The organism is Stenotrophomonas sp. CS3K5, from assembly GCF_059515225.1.
In genome coordinates this window covers 102,760-122,240 of record NZ_JCAKRX010000013.1, presented here as the reverse complement: position 1 = coordinate 122,240, position 19,481 = coordinate 102,760, and the positions used below count along the sequence as shown (strand labels likewise).

Sequence of the window (19,481 nt, the reverse complement as noted above, 5' to 3'; positions counted from 1 at the left end):
GCTTCTTCTTTCAGCGACGCCGGGCAGCGCTCGGCACTGCCGGATGGTCGCTTCGCCGGGCATGGCCCGGCGCTACCTCAGGCGAACGGGTCCTGCAGGACCATGGTGTGATCGCGGTCCGGGCCGGTGGAGACGATGCTGATCGGGCAGCCGGCCAGCTCTTCCAGCGAACGCAGGTAGGCGCGTGCGGCCGGCGGCAGCTCGTCCCACTGGGTGATGCCGTGGGTGTTCTCGCTCCAGCCCGGGAACTCCAGGTACACCGGGGTGCAGTCTTCCCAGCCCTGCGCGTCCAGCGGCGCGTACTCGGTGCGCTTGCCGTTGTATTCGTAGGCGATGCAGACCTTCAGCTTTTCCATGCCATCGAGCACGTCCAGCTTGGTGATGCACAGGCCGCTGATGCCGTTGATGGCCACGGCGCGCTTCAGCGCAACGATGTCCATCCAGCCGCAACGACGCGGGCGACCGGTCGAGGCACCGTACTCGGCGCCGCGGTCACGAATGCCTTGGCCGACTTCATCATCCAGCTCGGTCGGGAACGGGCCACCGCCAACGCGGGTGGCGTAGGCCTTGGCGATGCCCAGCACGTAGTCGATCGAATCGGCGCCGACGCCGGAACCGGCCAGCGCACCACCGACGGTGGTGTTGGAGCTGGTGACGTACGGGTAGGTGCCGTGGTCGATGTCCAGCAGCGCACCCTGCGCGCCTTCGAACAGCACGCGCTTGCCCTGCTTGCGCAGGTCGTGCAGGATGCCGGCCACGTCGGACTTCATCGGCTGCACGTACTCACCGAAGGCCAGTGCTTCGTCGAAGGTCTTCTGGAAGTCGACCGCATCGGTGTTGAGGTACTTGGTCAGCACGAAGTTGTGGTAATCCAGCGCGGTGCGCAGGAGTTCTTCCAGCTGCTTGGGGTAGTGCAGGTCGGCGATGCGGATGCCGCGGCGCGCCACCTTGTCTTCGTAGGCCGGGCCGATGCCACGGCCGGTGGTGCCGATCGCCTTGCCGCCGGCAGCGCGCTCGCGCGCCTGGTCCAGGGCGATGTGGTACGGCATGATCAGCGGCGCGGCCGGGGAGATCTTCAGGCGCGAACGCACTTCCACGCCGGAGGCTTCCAGCTCGGCGATTTCCTTCTGCAGCGCGGCCGGCGAGATCACCACGCCGTTGCCGATCAGGCACAGCGCATCATCACGCAGGATGCCCGACGGGATCAGGTGCAGAACGGTCTTCTTGCCGTTGATGACCAGCGTGTGGCCGGCATTGTGGCCGCCCTGGAAGCGCACGACGGCGCCGATTTCCTCAGTGAGCAGATCGACGATCTTGCCCTTGCCCTCATCGCCCCACTGGGCACCCAACACTACGACAGACTGACCCATGACGGGCTCCTCGATTTGTTGCGGCCATCGGGGCCGCGGACGGGTAAACCGTGGCGGGGCTGGCCAGCACCTGCAAGGCGGCTCCAAACGGGGAGCGGCCGGCGATGGATGGCCCAGACACGGAAAAAGCCGAACGGGGGAGGCCCGTCCGGCTTTTGTGCATTATCCGGGTTTCCGGGGTCGGGTGCCACCTTTCCGACGGGCGGCTTCACCGGCCGGTCAGGCGCCCCGCCTGGTAGTGCCGGCCGCTGGCCGGCAACGCCAATCAAGGTTGGCATCTACCAGAGCCGGGCCACACATGTGAACGCAGGCCGCCGCCCCGGGGCGTCTAGTGGCGGGCCCACCACAGCAGGCTAAGGCCGGCCAGCAGCACCAGCCCACCGAAGCTGCGCAGGGCCGGGCTGGGCAGATCCAGCAGGCGCTCTGCCATGCGTTTCCAGGCGATCGGCGCAACGAACAGGAACAGGCCTTCCAGCACCGCCACCAGGCAGACGGCAGCGAACAGATCTTTCATGGGGGACTCCGGAAAAAGCACGGGGCCCGGCATCTGGCCGGGCCCCGTGGGGTAATGCCCTGCGACCTCAGCGGTCGTTCTTCAGGTACTGCAGGAACGGGTCGTTCTTGTCCAGCACGATCACCCCGTTGCCGTCGGTCATGGAGCCACGGTAGGCCTCCAGGCTGCGGTAGAACGCGTAGAACGACGGGTCGGCCGAGCCGGCCTTGCCGTAGATGCGGGCGGCATCGGCATCGCCTTCACCGCGCAGGCGCTGCGCATCACGCTCGGCTTCGGCGATCAGCACGGTGCTGTCACGGTCGGCCTGGGCGCGGATGGTCAGCGACTGCTCCTCGCCCTCCGCACGCAGCTTGGCGGCTTCCTGCTTGCGCTGGGCGCGCATGCGCTCGTACACGTCGTTGATCACCTGGCTGTCGGTCGGCAGGTCCACCTGCTTGATGCGCAGGTCGATCATCTGCATGCCCAGGCCGGCCACGGCTTCATTGATCCCCTTCAGCTGCTCGGCGATCAGCTCGCTGCGGTCGCCGGAGACCAGCTGCTGCAGGGTGCGCGAGTTGATCTGGTTGCGCAGCGAGTCGGTGATGATCGGCGCCAGGCGGGCATTGGCGATGCGCGGATCGCCGCCGGTGGCACGGAAGTAGTCACCCACGTTGGAGATGTAACCGATGGCGAAGAAGTCGACGCTGACGTCCTTCTGCTCGGCGGTGAAGTAGCGCGCCGGGGCAGTATCGAGCACCTGGAAGCGGCGGTCGAAGACCTTCACCGTTTCCACCACCGGCACCTTGAAGTGCAGGCCCGGCTTGATGTCCGAACGCACCACCTTGCCCAGGTTCAGCACCATGGCGGTCTGGTCCTCACGGACCACGTACACCGAGCCGAGCAGGCCCAGCACCACCGCCACGATCACGGCGATCCAGATTGGACTCTTCATCGGCTGCCCTCCTCACGGCCGCTCGGTCGCCCGGTCGGGCGGCCCACCGGCCGACCCGGATCACGGGACTGTTCCACCGCCGTACCCGGCAGCGACGGCATCACCACCTCCGGGTTGGTGACCCCCGGCGGGGCCGAGGTGGTGGGACGGGTATCGCCGGTCATCGGCACGTAGATCAGCTGGCGGCCATCGCCACCGATCACCTTGCGGTTCTCGCTCAGCACCTGCTGCACGGTCTCCAGCCACAGGCGCTTGCGGGTCACTTCCGGGGCGTCCTTGTACTGGGCCTGCAACAGGCTGAAGCGCTGCGCGTCACCCTCGGCCTTGGACACCACGGCCTGCTTGTAGCCTTCGGCGGTGGTACGGGCACGCGAGGCCTGGCCACGGGCTTCCGGCACGACCTTGGCGGCGTAGGCCTGGGCTTCGTTGATCAGGCGTTCCTTGACCTGCTGGGCGCCGTTGACCTCGTCAAAGGCCGGCTTCACTTCTTCCGGCGGACGGGCGTCCTGCAGGGTCAGGCCGGTCACGGTCAGGCCGGTCTTGAACGCCTTCAGCAGCGCCTGCAGGCGCTCTTCGGCGGCCACGGCCAGCGGGCCACGGTTGTTCAGCACGGCGTTGAGGTCGGCGCGGCCGACTTCCTCACGCACCGCGCTCTGCGCCGACTGTTCCAGCACCTGGTTGGCATCCACGGTGCCGAACAGGTACTGCTGCGGGTCGTCGATGCGGTACTGGACGTTCAGCGAGACGTTGACGATGTTCTCGTCACGGGTCAGCACCGGCACCTGGATCGAGAAGGTCTTGATCTCGGTGGCGTTGACCTTGGTAACCGATTCGATCGGCCACGGCAGCTTGAAGTTCGGTCCGGGCTGCAGGATGCGCGAGAACTGGCCAAAGCGCAGCACCACGCCACGCTGCTGTTCGCCGATCAGCTGGAAGCTGGAGAACAGCACCAGCAGCACCACGGCCGCCACCACCCAACGCACGATGCCGCCGTCGAACAGGTCTTTCAGCGGCCCGGGCAGTCCGCCCCAGCCACCACCATTGCCACCGCCGCGGGAGCCGAACGGCCCGCGTCGATTGTCCTCGGGGCCTTGTCCGCCCTTGTTGCCGCCGGGTGTATTCCAGGCCATGCACGCTCCGTCAAGATTTGGGCTGCGGCGCGGGCCCTTCCCGCACCACCAGCCGTGAAACCATTACCGATCATACAAGATGGGGCGGATCGGCAGGATCGAAAGGGGCCCGGCGGGGTAAGGTGGCGTTTTCCTCGAAGTCAGGCAGCGCCGATGGCCCCCACCACCCCGTTCACCGCCTTCCGTATTGAAAACGACGACGCCGGCTACCGCAGCGGCCTGGCCCAGCTCAATGTCAACGATCTCAACCCGGGGCAGGTGCTGATCCGCGCGCAGTGGTCTTCGGTCAATTACAAGGACGCACTGGCCGGTACCGGCAAGGGCCGGATCCTGCGCCGCTTTCCGCTGGTGGGGGGCATCGACGTGGCCGGTACCGTGGTTGCCAGCACCGACCCGGCCTGGCGTGAAGGCGACGCGGTGCTGGCCACCGGCTGCGGCCTCAGCGAGACCCGTGATGGCGGCTACAGCCAGTACGTGCGGCTGGAATCGAGCGCGGTGATCGCGCAGCCGGCCGGGCTGAGCCCGCGCGAAGCGATGGTGCTGGGTACCGCCGGCTTCACTGCGGCGCTGGCCCTGCTGCGCATGCAGGACAACCGGCAGACCCCGGAACTGGGCCCGCTGGCGGTCACCGGCGCCAGCGGCGGCGTCGGTGCGCTGGCCCTGTCGATCTTCAGCCGTGCCGGCTACACGGTGCATGCAGTCAGCGGCAAGCCCGACCAGGCCGACTTCCTGCGCGCCATCGGTGCCACCGAGGTGCTGCCGCGCGAAGCGCTGGCCGATACCGGTCCGCTGCAGTCGGCGCGTTTCGGCGGTGGCCTGGACAATGCCGGCGGCGACATGCTGGCCAGCCTGCTGGCGCAGACCGTGCCCTACGGCAGCGTGGTCAGTGCGGGCCTGGCCGCCAGCCCGACGCTGGACATGACGGTGATGCCGTTCATCCTGCGCGGCGTGTCGCTGCTGGGTGTGTCCTCGGCCAATGCGCCGCGCGGACTGCGCGAAGAAGTCTGGGCGCGGTTGGGCAACCAATGGAAGCCGCAGCACCTGGACCGCATCTGCACCGCCGAAGTCGGCCTGGATGGCCTGCCGGCCGTCTTCGAGCGGATGCTGGCCGGCGGTTCGCTGGGCCGTACCGTGGTGCGGATCGACTGAACGTCGCAGGCAGGCGACGGACGGCACGCGTGCCCCTCCCGCCGGTAATGTGCCCGCACTACACTGCGGGCATTACCTGGGGAACAACATGGCACGCATTCTGATCGTCGACGACTCACCGTCGCAGCTGTTGGGGATACAGCGCATCGTCGAGAAGCTCGGGCACCAGATCCTGACCGCCACCGATGGCGCCGCCGGGGTCGAGACCGCCAAGGCCGAGCTGCCCGACCTGGTCCTGATGGACGTGGTAATGCCGAATCTCAACGGCTTCCAGGCCACCCGCACGCTGGCCCGCGATGAGGCGACCCGGCATATCCCGGTGATCCTGGTGACCACCAAGGACCAGGACACCGACCGCATGTGGGGCATGCGCCAGGGCGCCAAGGCCTACATCACCAAGCCGTTCTCGGAAGACGAGCTGTCCGAGGTGCTGGAACGGGTGTTCGCCGGCCAGGGCTGAGGCTGCTCCGGGAGGTGCCAACCTTGGTTGGCACGCTTTTGTTCTGCCGGCCAGCGGCCGGCACTACCGGAAGGCGTGCGGACCCAGGTCTCAGATCGTCTCGCCGAACGCCTTGGCCAGATTGCGGTAGGCCTTCTTCTGCGCCTCGTCGGTCGCTGCCGGAGCCACGATCTCGAGTTCAACGATCTGATCGCCGTCCGGGCTGCCCGGCAGGCCGCGCCCGCGCAGGCGCAGCTTGCGGCCGGCATCGGAGTCGGCCGGGATCTTCAGCTCCACCGCCCCGCCCAGGGTCGGCACGCTGATGCTGGTGCCAAGCGCCGCCTGCCATGGAGTGACCGGCAGCGTGTAGAGGATGTTGCGGCCATCGACCTCGAACTGGGGGTGTGCGGCGTACTCCACTTCCAGCAGCAGGTTGCCGCCATGGTTGCCCTGCCCGGCCAGCCGGATCACCTGGCCCGGACGGATGCCCTTGGGCACGCGCACGTCCAGCTGCTTGCCGTTGACGGTGATGCGCAGGCTGTCGCCGCTGTAGGCCGCCTCAAGCGGTACCGACAGCTTGGCGCGGGTATCGCGATTGGGCGCATGGCCCTGGCTGCTGAAGCCCGGACCCGGGCCGGCACCGCCGCGCTGGCGGGCGAACAGGCTCTCGAAGAAGTCGCTGAAGCCGCCATTGGCGCCACCGCCGCCGAACACTTCCTCGAAGTTGAAGCCGCCGGCACCGCCGTAGTTCGGCGGCACGTTGAACTCCTCGCCCGGGCGGTAGCCCTGTGCGCGCAACTGGTCGTAGGCCGCGCGCTTCTCCGGGTCACGCAGTGCCTCGTAGGCCTCATTGACCGCCTTGAACTTGTCTTCGGCCCCGGCCTCCTTGCTGACGTCCGGGTGGTACTTGCGTGCCAGCCGGCGGTAGGCGGTCTTGATCTCCGCCTCGCCCGCGCTCGGTTCCACCCCTAGGGTGGCGTAGTAATCCTTGAATTCCATCCAGCTACCTCGATTCGCTTCGGCCGCGCCGGTGGCGCCGCCCCGGGTTCATTCTACGCGCCGGCGATGCTACTCCGCCCCTCGTGCGGCCCCGGTGAGGCCGACTGATCCTGCGCAATGCGGCGGCCATCGCCCTGCCCCAGACTGTGGCTGGATGCCTGCGCCGCGAGGCCTGAAGATGGAGCCTGCACACCGGGTTTCCAATGTCTTGACGCCCCTGTCCCATCCGGTCCCCTAGCCTGCCCCTGCAAGGAGTTCCCCATGACCATCCACGTCGGCGACCGCATTCCTGAAGTGACCCTCAAGCGCATCCGCGAGGGCGTCGAAACGCTCGATACGCATTCGCTGTTCGATGCGCGCAAGGTGGTGCTGTTCGCCGTGCCCGGTGCGTTCACCCCCACCTGCTCGGCGCGCCATCTGCCCGGCTTCGTCGAAAAATTCCAGGACTTCCGCCAGCGCGGCATCGACGTCTATTGCATGGCCGTCAACGATCCGTTCGTGATGAAGGCCTGGGCCGCCGAACAGAACGTGCCCGACGGCCTGCTGATGCTGTCCGACGGCAACGCCGAACTGACCCGCGCGCTCGGCCTGGAACTCGACGCCAGCGCCTCGGGCATGGGCATCCGCTCGCGCCGCTTCGCCCTGTACGTGGTCGATGGCGTGGTGCGCGCGGCGTGGGTCGAACAGCCCGGCCAGTTCGAAGTGTCTTCGGCCGAGTACGTGCTGGAGCACCTGCCCACCTGATTGTCCACCGCAAGAGGAAACGGCCCGCCATGTCCAGCAAGCCAGCCAAAGCCCCCAAACCCGTAGCGAAGATTCCCGGCATCAGCGACCGCAAGACCCTGCGCGAGCGTGCCCGGCGCAACATCGAGGATGGTGCGATCACCGACAGCTACAGCGCCGACCGCAAGGTGGTGATCAAGCTGCTCAACGACGCCCTGGCCACCGAGTACGTCTGCGTGCTGCGCTACTACCGGCACTACTTCATGGCCAAGGGCATGCTGGCCGACGCGGTGAAAGCCGAGTTCCTGGAGCATGCACAGCAGGAACAGGCGCACGCCGGCAAGCTGGCCGAGCGCATCGTGCAACTCGGTGGCGAACCCGACTTCAACCCCGATACGCTGACCGCGCGCTCGCATGCCGAGTACAAGGAAGGCAGCGACCTGCGCGACATGGTCCGCGAGAACCTGGTGGCCGAGCGCATCGCCATTGACAGCTATCGCGAGATGATCAACGTCATCGGCGACCGCGATACCACCACCAAGCGCATCCTTGAGGAAATCCTGGCGCAGGAAGAGGAACACGCCGACGAGTTCGCCGACCTGCTGGATGGCTGGATCGGGGAGTGACGGTCTGACGCTCCCTGTAGAGCCGAGCCCATGCTCGGCTGAGCGCTGCACACGCGTCGCAAGAGCAGCCGAGCATGGGCTCGGCTCTACAACAGCGTGGCAAACATACGGGACGTGCCAACCAAGGTTGGCACCTACCGGAGGACGGTGAAGCGCACCTGCGTCCACGCGCCATCAGCGGCCAGCGCGGTCAGGGTGTGCGTGCCGGGATCGGCAAACTCGCGCTGCATCAGCTGCGCGCCATGGGTCTGCGCGATCCAGCGACCATCCAGCAACCAGTCCACGCGTTGCTCACTGCCCAGCGCGCGCAACTGCAGGCGTACGCCATGTTCGGCGTTGGGTGCACGCGCCAGTGCGGCGCCATCGTTGAGCCCATCGATGTGCAGTGCGACGCTGGCCTCGCGGCCATCGTCACGGCAGTCCGGCGACAGTGGCGGCAGCTGCGAGGCCTCGCGCGTGGCCTTGGGCAGCCACGGTGACAGCAACGCCGGCCAGCGCGCGATCTCGCGCGCCACTTCCTCATGCGGCAAGCGGCAATCGGCAGACACCCGCAATCCGCTGCTGGCATCGGCCAGATAGCGTTGCCGGCCCGGCTGCCAGCGCCGCGCTTCGCGCTCGGGAAAGGTCGGCGGTGCCGCGCCATCAAGCAGGTAGGCCGGCATCCTGCGCTGGCAGAGCGCAGCCGGCAGGCCCTCGGCACGCTCGCCGGTTGGCCAGCAGATGTCTTCCTGGCTGACGCTGGCCGGCATCGGCGCAGCCGCCGAGTCACCACGCTGGCGCGGCAGGCTGTCCACCACCTCGAACATCAGCGGCAGCGCGGTGACCGCGCCGTACTGCCCCGGCAACGGCGTGCCATCCGGGCGCCCCACCCACACCCCCACCGTGTAGTGGCGGGTGCTGCCGATCGCCCAGGCGTCGCGGTAGCCATAGCTGGTGCCGGTCTTCCAGGCCACGCGCGGTCGCCCGCCGACGTCGAAGGTGCCGATGCCGTAGCCCGGCCGCGGATTCGACTCCAGCATCTCGCGCACGATCCAGCTGGCACCGGGCGAGGCCAGTCGCCGTTCGATCATCGGTTCGTCGCCGGTGTAACGCACGCGGCCGGCGATGCCGTTGCGGTTGAGCGCGGCGAACGCGCCGACCAGATCTTCCAGCCGCGCGCCGGTACCGCCCAGTATCAACGACAGGTTGGGCGTGCTGCCCGGCGGAAAGCGCAGCTGGATGCCGGCATGCGACAGGCGCGCGGCAAAGCGCGCCGGACCGACCCGCTGCAACAGGTCCACCGACGGCACGTTGAGTGACAGCCGCAGCGCACTGGAGGCGCCCACCGGTCCGTTGAACGCCATGTCGAAATTGCCGGGCCGGTAGCTGCCGAAACTCTGCGGCGCATCCACCAGCAGGCTTTCCGAATGGATCAGCCCATCATCGAGCGCCATGGCATACAGGAACGGCTTGAGCGTGGAGCCGGGCGAACGCCAGGCCTGCACCATGTCGACATGACCCAGCCGCTGGCGGTCGCCGAACGCCAGCGTGCCGACGTAGGCACGTGCCTGAAGGGTCTGGTTGTCGACCACCAGCAGCGCTGCCGAGGTACGCTCGGGCAGTGTGGAGAAGTAACTGGCCACGCGCTCTTCCAGTGTACGCTGCAGGCCGATGTCGATGCTGCTCTGGATGCGCGCCTGGCCCGGATGCGCCGAATGCAGGCGCTGCGCCAGCAGCGCGGCATGCAGCGGCGGCCGCAGCGAGCGCGCCACCACGTTCTCGATGCGCGCGTCTTCCACCTCTTCTGGCGTCCACGCACCCAGTTCGGCCATGCGGGTCAGCACCTTGTCGCGCGCCTTCTGCGCCGCTTCCGGGTGACGATCCGGGCGCAGCCGGCTCGGTGCCTGCGGCAGCACCGCCAGCAACGCGGCCTCGGCATGCGACAGCTGCGCCGCCGGCTTGCCCAGATAGGCCCAGCTGGCCGCTTCCACGCCTTCGATGGTGCCACCGTAGGGCGCGCGCTCCAGATACAGGGCCAGGATCTGCGGCTTGCTCAGGTGTACTTCCAGCTGCACCGCGCGCAGCATCTGTTTGAGCTTGCCCCACGGTGTGCGCGAGTGCGGATCGAGGATGCGCGCGACCTGCATGGTCAGGGTCGAGCCACCGGACACGATACGGCCGCCGCGCAGCAGCTGGCCGCTGGCCCGCAGGATCGCCAGCGGATTGATGCCTGGGTGGTTCCAGAACCAGCGGTCTTCGTAGGTCAGAAGCGCCTGCAGGTACAGCGGCGAGACGCTGTCGATCGAGGCCGGATAGCGCCACACGCCCTCGGCATCGGCAAACGCGCGCAGCGGCGTGCCGTCTGCAGCCACGACCAAGGTGCTGGTGTCACGCTGCTTCGGCAGCGGTGGCGGGAAGGCGAAATCCAGCACCAGCAGCAGCGCCAGCAGCGCTGCGGTGCCCCAGCGCAGCCACGGCCACAGCGGCCGCAGCCGGCGGCGCAGGGCCGCCAGCCGGTTTTTCATTACGTCATTCATTGCACATTGCCCGCAGGACGGGCCGCGCCGTCGCGGCCCATCCGTGCTATCACGGCTGCACCACCGTGATCGTGGTCGGGTTGCTGCGGCCGACGCCCCGCAGCTGCGGGCGGTACATGTCCTCCACCAGCGGCGGCGGTACCGAGTAGGTGCCCGGGGTCACCGCACGCACCAGGTAGAACACGCTGGCTTTGCTGCCGCGCGAGAGTTTGAGCGCGGCCACATAGCGGTCGTCGCGGAACTCCTCGTGCTTGGTGTCGGCCGCTTCACCCCGGTCGCTGATGGTGATGCCATCGACCACCACGTCGGCCCACTGCTTGGCATCGCCCAGGTTGAAGTTCTCAATCTCCAGGCCGGCCGGCAGCAGGTCGGTCAGCAGTGCATCGGGCATCGGGGTGTCGGCGGTGACGGTGACGCGCACGATCAGCGCCTCGCCTTCCTTCAGCGGACGCGGCGTCCACGGCTTGCCGTCGGTGCCGTAGTAGCTGCGTTCGACCCCGAGCACGCTGTTGTCCGGTGCCGGTGCGCTGCGCGGGATGCCGGCCACATCGATGCTGGCGAACATCGGCGGCTGGCCCTGCGGGGTGAAGCGCACGCCGCTGGCCAGTTCGCTGGCGCTGAAGTTGCGGCCGAACAGCTTGCGCTCGCCGATCGCTTCAGTGCTGCCACCGATCACCAGTTCACCGGACACCAGCGCCTTCTGGTTGGCGGCCAGTGCCTTGCCAAGGCGGGCGATGGCCACCTGCTCCTGCGTGCTCAGCCACATCCAGCCGGCATTGCGGCGCGCATCCAGGCCACGGCCGAGATCGACCGCGCGCGCGTCCCAGGCCGGCTTGGCCAGCTTGTTCTCATGGGTCAGCGCGATCATCAGCGCGTCATCGCGGATCGCGCTGCCGTAATCGCCGAAGTACGACGGGCGTTCACTGCTGGACTTGGCGAAGGCCGCTGCCAGCGCCGCCTGGCCACGCTTGGCATCGCCCTGCAGCGACAACGCCACACCCAGATGGACCAGCGACAGGCCACCGACCGCCTTGCTGCGCTCGTTGTCGTACAGCGTGCGCAGGGTGCCCAGCGGTGCTCGGTTGACCCGCGCCAGCACGTAGCCGGAGTAGGCCTGGTTGGCGAACTTCAGCTTCTCGCGGTCATCCTGGCCGTAGAACTGATTGCCACCGGACAGCAAGTCCTCGCTGAGGCGGTTGAGCGCCTTCTGCAGCACATTGTCGGGCACTGCAAAACCAGCGTCCTTGGCATCAAGCAGGAACTCGGTGATGTACGGGGTCAGCCACGGGTTCACGTAGCCGTCGTCACCCCACATCGAGAAGTTGCCGTTGGCCACCTGCATCGACGCCAGGCGGCCGAACGCGCCTTCCATGCGTTCACGGCGGGTCTTGGCATCCAGGCCGTCGGCGCCGAGCATCGACGACGTCGCCTGGTCCAGGATCAGCGCGGCGTAGCCCTTGCTGGTGGTCTGCTCGGCACAGCCGTACGGATAGTTCAACGCGCCCTGCAGTGCACTGGCGAACGGGATCGGCGGCAGCGGGCTGACCAGCAGCCGGGCATTCACCGACTCGGCCATCAGGCCCTCGGTGAGGCTGTTGTCGAGGCTGACCGCAGCCAGCGGGTCAAGCGTGCGCACCTGCGAACGCAGCACCTGCGGCCACGCCGCGCGCACCGGCAGATCATAGCGACGGTCGGCCTTGAAGCCGTTGCCGTCCACCCGCACCCGTACCTTGGCCACGCTGTGGCCCTCGCGCGCCGACAGCGGGAAGCTGAGCGTGCTCTTGGCATCGGCATTCAACTGCACGCTGCGCGTGCCTTCGGCCAGTGCCAGCGGGCCCTCGGTTTCCACCCGCACGTTGAACGCACCCGGCTTGCCGGTGAAGTTCTGCACGTCCAGGGTGACGGTGCTGCGGTCGCCAGGGGCGAGCACGCGCGGCATGCTGGCTTCGGCCAGGATCGGGGCGCGCACCACGGTTTCCACATCGCGCTTGCCGTACTGGTCATCGCTGTAGACCAGCGCCGACACGCGCAGGGTGCCGTTGAAGTCCGGCACCTTCAGGCGGATCCGGGCGATGCCCTTGGCATCGAGCTGCACCGGGCCGGAGAACAGGTCCACGGTCTGCACGCGCGCGGTCGGGCGCTTGGCCTGCGGCAGCGCCTGCAGGGCCATGTCGCCACCGAACTTGAGCTTGCCGGCGCCGCCGTCGAAGCTCTCGATCACCCGGCTGTAGATGTCGTAGGCATCGATGCCGAGACGACGCTGGGCGAAGAAGTGCGCGCCGGCATCGGGCACCGGGAAGCGGGTGATGTTGAGGATGCCCACGTCCACCGCCGAGACGGTGACGTGTGCCATCTTGCCGGCCAGCTGCGGCGCGCTGACCGTCACCGGCAGGTCCTGCTCGGGGCGCATCTGCTTGGGCGCCGCCAGGCCGACCGCCACGGTGCGGCCCTTGCGGTCCATCGGCACATGCACCACACCCACGGCACGGGCCGGGGTGATCTTGCTCGGCGCACTGCCGCCACGGAACACCAGCGCGGTGATGTAGACGTCGTGGCGTTCCCAGTCGGCGGTGACCGGGATCTTGAAGGTCGAACCCGGCTTGGCGTCGATGTCCTGCACGTACAGCATGCGGTCGGTCTCGACCATCAGGATGCCCTTGCCGGCGTGCGGCGGGGTCACCGTCACCTCAAGCGTGTCACCGGCCCTGTAGCCGGTCTTGTCCAGGCCCAGCTTGACCTTGTCCGGGCGTGCGTCCAGGCCGCGGTTGTCATCGCCCCAGCTCCAGCCGGCGCGGAACGGATAGCGGCTGGTCAGGCCGGTGGACGGATCGAACACGTCCACCCGGTACTCGCCCCACTCCACCGGCACATCGAAGGCCACCGCACTGCTGCCAGCATCGACCGTGCGGGTTTCCTTGTTCTCGAAGCGGCGGGTGAAATCGTAGTCCCAACGGTTGTCGTTGAAGGTCCAGTGGTAATCGCGCAGTTCGCGCACCAGGGTGATCTTCAGGCCCTTGGCCGGCTGCGGCTTGCCCGCCGCATCCACGCGCATCAGCTCGAAGCGCGCATTGCCGTTGGCATCGGCACCGTCTTCCGGGTTGAACAGCGGACGCACGCCTACCAATGCATTGGCCGGCCACATCACCCGCTTCAGGGTGCGGGTGACGGTGCGGCCACCGGTTTCGTACAGGCTGCCGGACAGCACCACGGCAATCGGTGCCTTGGCCTTGGCCGCCTCTTCCGGCAATGCCACGTCCTCGCGCAGCTGGCCGTTGGCCGGCAGCGTGGTATCGATCACGTCCTTGGCTTCGCGCGGCAGCTGCAGGGTCGGGTCACCAAAGAAGTAGCCCGGCAGGCCTTCCACCGGCTGCTGCTCGGCCGCCACGGCCATGCGCGCGGTAAAGCGGTTGCCATCGGCCGGCGCACCATACAGATAGGCGCCATTGGCCTGCAGGCGCAGTTCCTCGCCCGGCTTCAGCGTCTTCTGCGCACTGTCCAGGTCCAGCTTCATGCGCTCGGGCAGGAACTCTTCGATGCGCAGGGTCATGCCCTGGATCGCTTCCTTGCTGGCCGGGTCGGTACGGAATTCCACCTGCCAGCGCCCGGTCGGCGCCTCGGCGGGGATGACCTGCTCGAAGTTGATGTAGCCCTGCTCGCCCGGTTGCAGGCGAGTCTCGCGGAAAGTCTTGCCGTCGGGCTGCTTCAGGCGCAGGAACACCGGCTGCGCCTTGACCGGCTTGCCATCGTTGTCGCGCAGCAGCGCGGACAGGCGCACGGTCTCGCCGGGGCGGTACAGGTCGCGGCCGGACCAGGCATAGACATCGAACCAGGCGTTGTCACGGCCGGCCACGGCGAATTCGCTCAGGTCCAGCGCCGGCTGGTTGAACGGCAGGAAGCTGGTGTCCTTGCCACTGCTGGCGACCAGCACGTGGGTGGCATCCAGGGTGTAGTTCAGCAGCGCATTGCCGTTGCCGTCGGTGCTGCCCTTCAGTACCACCTCGCCCTTGGCATCGAGCACGCGCAGGTCGATACCCTTCAGCGGCGCACCGTCCTTCAGGCCGGCGGTGTGCACGAACAGCTTGTCCTTGTACGCCCGGGTGTGCAGGCCGATGTCGCTGACCGAGAAGAACGCGGTATCGAACTCTCCCTCGTAATCACCGGTGCGCTTGAGCAGGGCGAAGTACAGGCCCGGCTCCTGCAGTTCCTTGATGTCCTGGGTCGGCAGGTAGGTCAGCACCCGCTCGTTCTGCTTGCCGCCGAGGATGAAGCGGTTGACGTAGACCGGCTCGGCCAGCTTGTTGATCGGGCTGCGCTCGTAGTCGCTGCTCAGTTCCCAGCTGCCACGGCGGCCACCGCGCTGGTACTGGCTGAAGAAGGTCGGCAGGTCCTTCTCGCGCACGCGCAGGAACTCGACGTCGACCTCCGGCACGTTCACCGAGACCACCGGCAGGCCGCGGCTGTCCTTGGCCGGCAGCACACTGCCCTGCGAGGCGAAACCGACCACCGGCTTCAGCTCGCCGCTGAACACCTTCTGCTTCAGCTCCTTGCCCAGGCGGCTGCCATCGGCGGCCAGCAGGTCGGCCGAGACCACCAGGCTGAACTCCTTGCCGGCCTCGACGAACGGGTAGCGCAGGGTCAGGCCGTCATCGGACAGGGTCCAGCTGCTGTCGTCGGTACCGACCTTCTCTTCGAAGCGCACCAGTTTGTCGAAGTCCTGGGTGCCGACCAGCGGGCGCGAGAACTCCAGCGCCAGCGACAGGCCGTCATTCTTCTGGTCCGGGTAGGCGCGCAGCAGGGTGAACTCCTTCACCTGCTCGGCCTGGGTGGTGATGGCTTCACCGCTGGCCTTGGGCAGCTGCCCGCTGTCATTGCGGCAGCCGGCCAGGCCCAGCAACAGGCCTCCTGCCAGTACAGCCGCCGCCCATCCCCACCGCTTCCGCCGTGCCGGACCGCTCATGTCGTCACTCCTTGATCGAGGCAGCCATTATAGGCGCGCCGCGTCAAGGTGTTGACGCCCCGGCGGTCGGAAACCCGGTTCCGCCCGGGACCCGGTAGTGGCCAACCTTGGTTGGCGTCGGCCGTGCCAACCAAGGTTGGCAACTACCCAGGCGCGCCCTACCCCGGCAGGTACAGGTCCACGTAGTCGGTTACCGGCATTGCCGCCAGCGCCACCGGGTCCAGCGATGCGGCCAGGATGCGCTGCTGCTGCACGGTCGGGAAGCGATGGGCCAGGTGCCGGCGGAACTTGTCCATCAGCAGCGGAATGCCTTCGGCGCGGCGACGGGCGTGGCCGAGCGGATACTCCACCCGCACCTCGGGCAGTTCAGCGCCATCGGTGAAGCGCACGCTCAGGCCGTTGCCGATGCTGCGCTTGTCCGGGTCCAGGTAGTCGGCGCTGAGCTGCGGGTCTTCATGGCAGGCCATCTTCGCGCGCAGTGCGTCGATGCGTGGATCGGCGGCCACGTCATCTTCGTAGTCCTCGGCCACCAGCCGCCCGTGCAGCAACGCGATGGCGACCATGTACTGCACGCAGTGGTCGCGGTCGGCCGGATTATGCAGCGGCCCCTGCTTGTCGATGATGCGGATGCAGGCCTCCTGGGTGCGGATGGTGATATGCGCGATGTCCTCGACCCGCCGCCCCATCGCGCGCAGCTGCTGGTGCAGCGTGATCGCCGCCTCCACTGCGGTCTGGCCATGGAATTCGGCCGGATAGCTGATCTTGAACAGCACGTTCTCCATGACGTAGCTGCCCAGCGGACGCCCCAACGTCACACGCTCGCCATGCATGGATACGGCTTCAAAACCCCAGGTCGGCGCACTCAACACGCTGGGGTAGCCCATTTCGCCGCTGGCCGCCATCAGCGCCAGGCGCACGCCCCGACTGGTCGCATCGCCCGCCGCCCAGCTCTTGCGCGAGCCGGTGTTGGGCGCGTGCCGGTAGGTGCGCAACGCCTGGCCATCGACCCAGGCCAGCGACAGTGCATTGAGCATGCGTTCGCGATCCAGCCCGAGCAGCTGCGCCACCACCGCCGTGGTGGCCACCTTGACCAGCAGCACATGGTCCAGCCCGACCCGGTTGAAGGCATTGCGCAGCGCCAGCACGCCCTGGATCTCGTGCGCCTTGATCATCGCCAGCAGCACGTCGTGCACGGTCGGAGGCGGGCGGCGCAGCGCCTGCGCGTTGCGCCCCAGCCAATCGCAGACGGCCAGGATGCCGCCAAGATTATCGGAAGGATGGCCCCACTCGGCGGCCAGCCAGGTGTCGTTGAAATCCAGCCAGCGCACCATCGCGCCCAGGTTGAAGGCAGCCTGCACCGGATCCAGCACGTAGTGCGTGCCCGGCACCCGCGCGCCGTTCACCACGCTGATGCCAGGGACCAGCGGCCCGAGCAGCTTGCTGCAGGCCGGGAAGGACAGTGCCTCCAGCCCGCACCCGAGCGTGTCGAGCAGGCAGTGGTGTGCGGTCTGGAACGCCAGCGGCGAGTCGATGCGGGCATCACGCACGTAATCGACGATGTCCACCAGCAGCGCATCCCACGCTGCACGCTCGTTGGATGGGGTGTGACTGTCGGACATCATCGATCTCCTCGTTGCGGTGCACGGTTGCCCGTGCGCCCTGCCAACCAAGGTTGGCATCTACCAAAGCAATCGGTCTCTGCGGCCAGGTAGTCGCCAACCTTGGTTGGCGTTTACCAATGCATCACTCGGCCGGCACCCGCACCTTGCCTTCCATCAGCACACGGGCGCTGCGGCTCATGATCGCCTTGGTCACCGTCCACTGGCCGTCAACGAGCCCGGCCTGCGCACCTACGCGCAACGTGCCGGAGGGATGGCCGAAGGTGACTGCTTCGCGTTCGCCGCCACCGGCCGCGCGATTGACCAGCGTGCCCGGAATCGCTGCTGCGGTGCCGATCGCCACGGCGGCGGTACCCATCATCGCGTGGTGCAGCTTGCCCATCGACAGCGCACGCGCATGCAGGTCGATGGCCGAGGCCGGGATGGCCTTGCCGCTGGACGATACGTAGTCCTGTGCCGGTGCCACGAAGGCCACTTTCGGCGTGTGCTGGCGGGTCGCCGCGTCTTCCAGGTTCTTGATCAGGCCCATGCGCAAGGCGCCGTAGGCGCGGATCGTCTCGAAGCGCTCCAGCGCTGCCTTGTCTTCGTTGATCGCCGGCTGCAGCTCGGTACCGGTGTAGCCCAGGTCGGCGGCATTGAGGAAGATGGTCGGGATGCCGGCGGTGATCATGGTCACTTCGAAGTTGCCGACGCCGGGCACCTCCAGGGTGTCCACCAGATTGCCCGTCGGGAACATCGCGCCAGCGTCGCCATCATCGGACGGATCGATGAATTCGAGCTGGATCTCGGCGGCCGGGAAGGTCACGCCGTCCAGCTCGAAATCGCCGATCTCCTGCACTTCGCCATCGCGCATCGGCACGTGGGCGATGATGGTCTTGCCGATGTTGGCCTGCCAGATGCGTACGGTGCACAGGCCTTCGCGCGGCACGCGCGCGGGATCGATCAGACCATTGGCGATGGCGAACGGGCCGACCGCAGTGCTGAGGTTGCCACAGTTGCCGCTCCAGTCGACGAAGGCGGTATCGATCGAGACCTGGCCGTACAGGTAGTCCACATCGTGGTCCGGCACAGAAGCGGTGGAGATGATCACGCACTTGCTGGTGCTGGACGTTGCACCACCCATGCCGTCGGTGTGCTTGCCATACGGATCGGGCGAACCGATCACGCGCATCAGCAGCGCATCGCGAGCAGCGCCCGGCACCTGCGCGGCTTCGGGCAGGTCCTGCAGGCGGAAGAACACGCCCTTGCTGGTGCCACCACGCATGTAGGTTGCGGGAATACGGAGTTGCGGGAGGAAGGTCATGGATCGGGTTCCTGTGTGCAGTGAAACAATTCCTGGGGAGCCGTGCACCGACTTGCGGTGGGCCGGATGTACTGGCTTCATTCTCGATTCGATGCGCGTTCAAGCAGCTTCTGGAAGTGCCCCGGGGGCAGAGGGGCAGGAAGCCCCAAAGCGACGCCTTCCGCGATCAACTGGCGCAGCAGGTCTTCAGCCTTGCTTCGCCGCCGCTGACGGACAAGGTCACGAACGTACCCGGAAGCGCTGGCATAGTCGCCTTCACGAACTTCCTGGTCCACGAATTGTCTGAGCTCATCTGTCAGTATCACTTTGATATTGACCATGCAAACCTCCACTGCGGAACTGTCACGCGACAGTCTGCGAGGCACCAAAGGCCACGACAAGTACAGAAAGCGCGAGCCTTTGCATGAAGAAGTCTTTGCCATCAGGCAGGCGCCTCAGCATGACTTCGCCGCGCCCGCGCTGACGTCCCTTGCTGCCAATGGAACAGATACAGGATGGCCAGTTTGGTACTTCCGCTCACCACGGCCAGCAGCAGCAAAGGCCATCCCATCCGCAGGCCCATGGCGAAGGCAAATACGATCGTGGACAGGTCCATCAGCAGAATCAACTGACTCATCCGCAGCGACACGGCACCGGTGTGGCCATTGCGCAGGATCAGCAGAATCTGGTGCACGTAGCCCTGCGCCAGCAAGGCGGTGATCACCACAATCATCGCGCCGGCCACTGCCCTGCCCTCATCCACGTGACGGTTGCCCCAAGCCAGACCGGCCAGCGCGCAGATCAACAGCAGCACGGCTGCCAGCAGGCTGATCGTGGCGGAGCCACTTCGGCGGTCACGCCAGATCTCCACCAGGATGCTCATGACCAGTATCGATGCGAGCAGGCGCGGCCAGACAATGAAGTGATTGAATGGTGTGACGCTGTAGCCGTAGATGAAGAACGAAAGGTACGCCAGGAAGCTGACCGTGAACTGGTTCAGCGACAGCACTGAAGTGGCGCTGTCAGTCGCGCCCGCACGTTCCCGGCGGCTGCGCACCAGTCGCAACTGCGCGCCCACACCCAACAGGCTCAGAAGAATAAAGGCCGTGTTGACCGTGCCTGCGATGTTGTAGAACGCCGTTCCCATGCAGATGGGGCAACGCCCCTCTCCTCTGTGACCACCGCCATGCGGGCCGAAGCCAGCATGGCGGCAACTCGACACAAGG

General features: G+C 67.2%; 15 protein-coding genes. 4 read left to right on the top strand and 11 right to left on the bottom strand.

What is annotated here, in order from left to right; genetic code table 11:
• Window positions 1-77: 77 nt before the first annotated feature.
• From AC5YGJ_RS17515 to hflK, 4 genes are all read right to left on the bottom strand, one after another.
• Complete coding sequence (locus AC5YGJ_RS17515; RefSeq protein WP_049421231.1) at window positions 78-1,370, bottom strand: adenylosuccinate synthase; 1,293 nt, start codon at window positions 1,368-1,370, stop codon at window positions 78-80.
• 328 nt (window positions 1,371-1,698) lie between these two features.
• A complete protein-coding gene (locus AC5YGJ_RS17510) occupies window positions 1,699-1,884 on the bottom strand; it encodes a DUF2065 domain-containing protein (protein WP_106468837.1) in 186 nt (61 codons plus the stop codon).
• Between the two features lie 67 nt (window positions 1,885-1,951).
• Window positions 1,952-2,815 carry a protease modulator HflC gene (hflC, locus tag AC5YGJ_RS17505; protein ID WP_010482785.1) on the bottom strand — a complete coding sequence of 288 codons (864 nt, stop codon included), beginning with the start codon at window positions 2,813-2,815 and terminating at the stop codon, window positions 1,952-1,954.
• Window positions 2,812-3,945: an FtsH protease activity modulator HflK gene (hflK, locus tag AC5YGJ_RS17500; RefSeq protein ID WP_106550318.1), complete on the bottom strand. Its 1,134-nt coding sequence runs from the start codon at window positions 3,943-3,945 to the stop codon at window positions 2,812-2,814. The genes hflC and hflK overlap by 4 nt, the downstream gene beginning before the upstream one ends.
• 153 nt (window positions 3,946-4,098) lie before the next feature.
• Here hflK and AC5YGJ_RS17495 point away from each other — a divergent pair, with 153 nt between their 5' ends.
• Both AC5YGJ_RS17495 and pilH read left to right on the top strand, forming a co-directional pair.
• Complete coding sequence (locus tag AC5YGJ_RS17495) at window positions 4,099-5,094, top strand: YhdH/YhfP family quinone oxidoreductase (protein ID WP_496187267.1); 996 nt, start codon at window positions 4,099-4,101, stop codon at window positions 5,092-5,094.
• Window positions 5,095-5,182: 88 nt separating this feature from the next.
• Window positions 5,183-5,554 (top strand): twitching motility response regulator PilH, encoded by a 372-nt coding sequence (gene pilH, locus AC5YGJ_RS17490; RefSeq protein WP_005410644.1) that lies wholly within the window; start codon window positions 5,183-5,185, stop codon window positions 5,552-5,554.
• 90 nt (window positions 5,555-5,644) lie between these two features.
• On the opposite strand, the gene AC5YGJ_RS17485 is transcribed toward pilH, so the two are convergent.
• Window positions 5,645-6,532 carry a DnaJ C-terminal domain-containing protein gene (locus AC5YGJ_RS17485; RefSeq protein WP_249843203.1) on the bottom strand — a complete coding sequence of 296 codons (888 nt, stop codon included), beginning with the start codon at window positions 6,530-6,532 and terminating at the stop codon, window positions 5,645-5,647.
• A 261-nt stretch (window positions 6,533-6,793) separates the two neighbouring features.
• Here AC5YGJ_RS17485 and AC5YGJ_RS17480 point away from each other — a divergent pair, with 261 nt between their 5' ends.
• Window positions 6,794-7,276, top strand: a complete 483-nt coding sequence (locus tag AC5YGJ_RS17480) for a peroxiredoxin (RefSeq protein WP_496187266.1) — start codon at window positions 6,794-6,796, stop codon at window positions 7,274-7,276.
• Window positions 7,277-7,305: 29 nt separating this feature from the next.
• Window positions 7,306-7,881 carry a ferritin-like domain-containing protein gene (locus AC5YGJ_RS17475; protein ID WP_249843201.1) on the top strand — a complete coding sequence of 192 codons (576 nt, stop codon included), beginning with the start codon at window positions 7,306-7,308 and terminating at the stop codon, window positions 7,879-7,881.
• A 134-nt stretch (window positions 7,882-8,015) separates the two neighbouring features.
• On the opposite strand, the gene pbpC is transcribed toward AC5YGJ_RS17475, so the two are convergent.
• The 6 genes from pbpC to AC5YGJ_RS17445 all read right to left on the bottom strand — a co-directional run bounded on the left by pbpC (window position 8,016) and on the right by AC5YGJ_RS17445 (window position 19,402).
• Entirely contained in the window at window positions 8,016-10,385 is a 2,370-nt protein-coding gene (gene pbpC / locus AC5YGJ_RS17470) for a penicillin-binding protein 1C (protein ID WP_496187265.1), read from the bottom strand.
• A gap of 61 nt (window positions 10,386-10,446) precedes the next feature.
• Entirely contained in the window at window positions 10,447-15,354 is a 4,908-nt protein-coding gene (locus AC5YGJ_RS17465; RefSeq protein WP_496187264.1) for an alpha-2-macroglobulin family protein, read from the bottom strand.
• 158 nt (window positions 15,355-15,512) lie between these two features.
• Window positions 15,513-16,973 (bottom strand): bifunctional 2-methylcitrate dehydratase/aconitate hydratase, encoded by a 1,461-nt coding sequence (locus AC5YGJ_RS17460; RefSeq protein WP_309338674.1) that lies wholly within the window; start codon window positions 16,971-16,973, stop codon window positions 15,513-15,515.
• A gap of 124 nt (window positions 16,974-17,097) precedes the next feature.
• Window positions 17,098-18,276, bottom strand: coding sequence for a 2-methylaconitate cis-trans isomerase PrpF (gene prpF / locus AC5YGJ_RS17455; RefSeq protein WP_496187263.1), 1,179 nt, complete (start codon window positions 18,274-18,276; stop codon window positions 17,098-17,100).
• A gap of 77 nt (window positions 18,277-18,353) precedes the next feature.
• The gene (locus tag AC5YGJ_RS17450; RefSeq protein ID WP_496187262.1) at window positions 18,354-18,596 is read right to left on the bottom strand and encodes a ribbon-helix-helix domain-containing protein; all 243 of its coding nucleotides are present in this window, start codon (window positions 18,594-18,596) and stop codon (window positions 18,354-18,356) included.
• Window positions 18,597-18,697: 101 nt separating this feature from the next.
• A complete protein-coding gene (locus AC5YGJ_RS17445) occupies window positions 18,698-19,402 on the bottom strand; it encodes a hypothetical protein (RefSeq protein ID WP_496187261.1) in 705 nt (234 codons plus the stop codon).
• Between the last annotated feature and the right edge of the window lie 79 nt (window positions 19,403-19,481).